This is a genomic window from Frankia sp. AgKG'84/4, assembly GCF_023242965.2.
GTDB lineage: Bacteria > Actinomycetota > Actinomycetes > Frankiales > Frankiaceae > Frankia.
This window is the reverse complement of record NZ_JALKFU020000450.1, coordinates 1-4,398: the sequence shown is the minus strand read 5'-3', so window position 1 is coordinate 4,398 and position 4,398 is coordinate 1. Positions and strand designations below refer to the sequence as shown.

4 protein-coding genes are annotated in these 4,398 nt (G+C 74.7%); 3 read left to right on the top strand and 1 reads right to left on the bottom strand.

Translation table 11 applies throughout. The features are described from left to right. Together MXD58_RS21020 and MXD58_RS21015 are read left to right on the top strand one after the other, a co-directional pair. Positions 1–667, top strand: a 667-nt coding sequence (locus tag MXD58_RS21020; protein WP_250609781.1) for a GNAT family N-acetyltransferase, incomplete at its 5' end; no start/stop codon positions are given. 158 nt (positions 668–825) lie between these two features. Continuing rightward, positions 826–2,829, top strand: coding sequence for a substrate-binding domain-containing protein (locus MXD58_RS21015; protein ID WP_248841082.1), 2,004 nt, complete (start codon positions 826–828; stop codon positions 2,827–2,829). A gap of 50 nt (positions 2,830–2,879) precedes the next feature. Here the strand turns inward: MXD58_RS21015 and MXD58_RS21010 are convergent, their stop codons facing one another. After that, complete coding sequence (locus tag MXD58_RS21010) at positions 2,880–3,128, bottom strand: DUF6158 family protein (protein ID WP_248841083.1); 249 nt, start codon at positions 3,126–3,128, stop codon at positions 2,880–2,882. Positions 3,129–3,529: 401 nt separating this feature from the next. Between MXD58_RS21010 and MXD58_RS21005 the strand changes: the two genes are divergently transcribed. Continuing rightward, positions 3,530–4,398, top strand: an 869-nt coding sequence (locus tag MXD58_RS21005) for an ATP-binding protein (protein ID WP_250609780.1), incomplete at its 3' end; no start/stop codon positions are given.

The following is a 4,398-nucleotide window of genomic DNA, read 5'->3' as shown; positions in this document are numbered from 1 at the left end:
GGCCGCCGACCTCGACGTGGACGCCGTGGTCGTGGCCCTCGTCGACCAGCCCGGCCTGGTCGCTGCGGCGGTCCGCCGGCTGGTCGAGGCCGCCGCGGCGGGCAGCGATCATCCGCACCCGGCGCTGATGGCCGGCTACCAGGGGCGGGCGGGGCATCCCGTCCTGCTGCGGCGGGCGATCTGGGCGCCGGTCGCAGCGGCGGCCGTCGGGGACGTCGGTGCCCGGGCCTGGCTGCGCGCGCACCCCGCCGAGGTCGGCCTCGTCCCCTGCGACGGGCTGGGTTCACCCGGCGACGTCGACACCCCGGCGGAGCTGGCGGCGGCGTCCCGTGCCACCGCGGGTCCGCGGGAGGATGTCGTCATGGAGCTGTCCATCATCGACAACCCGGACCGGCACCGCTACGAGGCGCACACTCCCGACGGGGAGCTCGCCGGCCTCGTGCAGTACCAACGGCGGCCGGATCGGATCACGTTCGTGCACACCGAGGTCCGTCCGGAGTTCGAGGGCAAGGGTGTGGCTTCGGCGCTGGCCGCCGCCGTTCTCGGCGCGGCCCGCCAACAGGGCTTGGAAGTTATCCCGCAGTGCCCCTATATTCACGGGTACATCGAACGTCATCCGGACTATGCCGATCTGGTGGCGGACGCCGGCGAATCCCGTTCCGGCTGACGCTCAGCGGACGCCCAACTCAGCGAAAACCACCGCTCGGGCGGGCGCCACGAGGTCGACGATGGGAAGACGGACACACAGCACCCCAGCCCGGTGGTCACATCATCGTGGCGGCGGCGGGTCCACGGCGGGCTCGGCGCCCGGGAAAGGACGTGTGCGTGTCGGGCGCCCGCCATCGGTCCCGAGGTGCCGCTCCCCGCGGGGAGCGGGCGCTGTCGACCGGCCCGCGCGACGCCGAACCCGGTCGACGCCGCTGGCTCGGGGCGGTCAGCGGCATGTCGGTTCTCCTGCTCGGCGGGCTCACGATCACGGGTCTCGGGTTCGCGGCGGCGGCCGTCTGGCACGGCGGCCCGTCCGACGAGTGTGCCGACGGCACGCCCCGCGCCGCGCTGACCATCACCGCCGCCCCGACCCTGACGAAGCCGATCAGGGCACTGGCCGACGCCTACGGGCAGGCGCACCGCGAGTCGGGCCAGCCCTGCACGTCGATCACGGTGGTGTCGACGCCGTCGGACCGCGCGCTGGACGCCCTGACCCGCGCCGGCACGCCCGGTTCGGGCACGCCGGACGTGTGGATCCCCGAGTCGGCCGACTGGCTGGAACTCGGCCGGGAGTCCGACACCGCCGCCCGGCAGCTGCCCGCGCGGGCCACGACGATCGCGGGCTCGCCGGTCGTCATCGCCATGCCACGGGCGATGGCGGAGGAACTCGGCTGGCCGGAACATCATCTGAGCTGGGCTGAACTCACGACGGACGCGGAGACACCCGGGTTCTGGGCCGCGCACGGCAGGCCGTCCTGGGGCGAGTTCCGGTTCGCCATGGCGAACCCGGAGAACTCCGCGCCCTCACTGCGCGCGGTGATCGGCACGGTCAGCGCGGCGCGCGGCATCGGTCCCGCCGAACTCACGTCGGGCACCTTCGACCAGGACCGCGCCGCCCAGGCCACGGTGTTGCGCCTCGACAGCTCGGTGGCCTGGCTGCCGCGGTATGACAGCGAGCTGTTCGATGCGGTCCGCACCGGTGGCACCGCATCCACCGGCTCCCCCACCTCCCCCACCTCCCCCACCACCGCCAGCGGCGACGTCGACGAGGTGCCGGACGCCATGCCGTCGGCCTTCCCAGCGCTGGAGTCGGACGTCATCACGTACAACCGGGCGGCGGTCAGCACCTCGACGACGGTGCCCTCGTCGCTGGTGGCCTCCTATCCCACGGACGGGTCGTTCACCGCGTCAGTGCCGTACATCGTCCTCGCCAGGGCGTCCGGCACCGCGTCGAAGCGGGCCGCGGCCGACGTGTTCCTGCACTACCTGCAGGGCGACGCGGGTCGCCGGGCGCTGAGTGCCGCGGGCCTGCGGACCCCGGCGGAACTCGCCGGCGGCAGCGATCCGGCCGGCCTGGCCGGCACCCTCACGATCATCGACGGGGTGCGCACGACGCCGCCGAAGCTGGCCAGCGTCGACGCCTCGGACACCGTGCTGGGCACCGCCCGCCGGTTCTTCCGCCACGCCCGTCAGCGCGCGGCCGTGCTCGCCCTGATCGACACCTCCGGCTCGATGGGCCTGCCGCGCACGGATGAACCCGGCCGGACCCGGATCGAGGCCGCCGCCGAGACCGCCGGGGCCGGCCTCGGGCTGTTCCCGCCGGACAGCGAGGTGCAGTTGTGGCAGTTCGCCGGCGACCTGCCGGACGGCCACCGCGAACTGGCCGCGATGGCGCCGCTGAACTCCCCCGGCGCCCACGGCACGCATCGCGACGACCTGTTCGCCGCCGGGACGCCGCGCACCACCGGCGTCACCAACCTGTACGCGACGGCGGTCGCCGCCGTCCGCGACCGCATCGATCACTACGCCACGGGCCGGCTGAACACGGTCATCATGTTCACCGACGGCAACGTCGACGACGGCGGTGCCGGCGGCGGCTCCAGCAGCACACGCCCGGCCGCGGCCAGGGGGCCGACGCTCGACCAGGCCGTCGCGGCGCTGCGGGCCGAGGCCGACCCGCAGCGACCCGTCCAGATGATCGTCATCGCCTGTGACCCGTCGGCCGACATGGCCGGGCTGAACCGGCTCGCGGCGGCCACCGGCGGTCACGCCTACCTCAACCCGGACGTCGACAGCATGTTCGACGTCTACGCCGACGCGTTGACCCACGCCAGCGGCTGACGCCGGTCCTGGCCGCGCGGCGGGACCGCCTCCGCGCCCGGCGCCGCGGATCAGCCGGCCACGCCAGCCGCGCGGCGCCTGCCGGCCCTCGTACGCAGTGGGTCGGGGCTCGCGGCCGCCGGGAAGCGGCGAAGGTACTCGCCTTCGAGTTCCAGCATTCTGGCGGTGTGGGTCTCGAACGCGTCCTCGCTGCCCGCGATGAAGGCGTCGTGCCGGGTGCGGTGCAGGTGTGCCAGCTCCCGGGCGAGATCGAGGTCGGCCAGGTTCGGAGCGGGGATGCCCGCGGGACGATGCGTCATGTCCGGGGTGTACCCGCTGCGGCGTGGGAACTCCCGTGCGATGACCTTTTCGCCCGGCGGTCCGTTTCGGGCGCTCACATCGGCGGCGACGGCGGCAGCGGGCCCGGTCCTGGCCCCGGCGGAACCGGATCGGGCGCCGGCCCCGGCGGCACGGGGTCGGGCCCAGGGCCGGGCGGCACCGGGTCGGCCGGGCCCGGGCCGGGCGGCGGCAGCACCGCGACGGCGGTCCCGTGGCGGTGGGCCGGACGATGAAGAGTTCTCCTGCGGTCGAGGGTCTCCATGGGGTGGCGGTGCCCGGTCGGCGCCCGTCGCACACCGGGGCGACCGGATCCGTCGCGGGGGGTGGTCGAGCGGGCCCTCGATCACTACCGTTGCGAGCTATGACCGGGTTGGTCGGATCCATGGGGCCACCCCCGGACGTCGTCGCGCGCACCGAGCAGCGCATGGCGCGGATGGTGGGCTACGCGCGCGCGGCCTGCGCGACGTTCGTGCTGGTCCCGCTGTTCGGCTGGGGCCAGCTGCGGTCTGGGTGGATCGCCGTGGTGGTCGCGGTAGCCGCTGCCGCCGAGGCCGGGTGGTTCGCCTGGTTCGCCTGGCACGGCACCTCCCGCCTGTCGCAGCGGCTGGTCCTCGCGGACGTGGCGTTCTGCGTCGCGCTGATGCTGGTCGGATCACGCGCGGCCGAGCCGAACGAACGCAACAAGATCATGACCGAGCTGGTGCCGTTCAGCCTGGTGGCTCCGGCGGGAGTCGGCTTCGCACTGGGCGTCGGGTTCACCGGTGTGGTCATGGTGGCCGCGTTGATGGCGGCCTGGAGCCTGGCCGTGCTGCCCGACGTCACCCTGAAACTCGGCTCGGACCTGCTCGGCTTCGCCCTGTGGTACGCGGTCGCGCTGCTCATCGCGCGCGAGCTGCGGTCGCTGTCCGCCTGGACCGCGGCCGCCCAGCAGGACGCGGGGGCCGCCTGGCGCTTTCTCGTCGAACAGGAACGGGAGGCGGAGAGCCTGCGCCAGCGCGAGATCACCCACCGGGAGATCCACGACTACCTGCTGCCGATCGTCGACCACGTGGCGGCCGGCGGGACGTCCAGCCCGGCCCTGGTCCGGGAGGCCCGGCGCGGGGCGCAGCGGGCCCGCCGGATCATCATGGACCCGCGCGGCCTGGACCTGCGCGGCCTGGACCCGCGCGGCCTGGACCCGCGGGTCCTCGGCGACGACGCCGCCGGTGCGGGCCCGGCCGAGCCCACTGGCAGCGCCGGCATGGGCCGCCC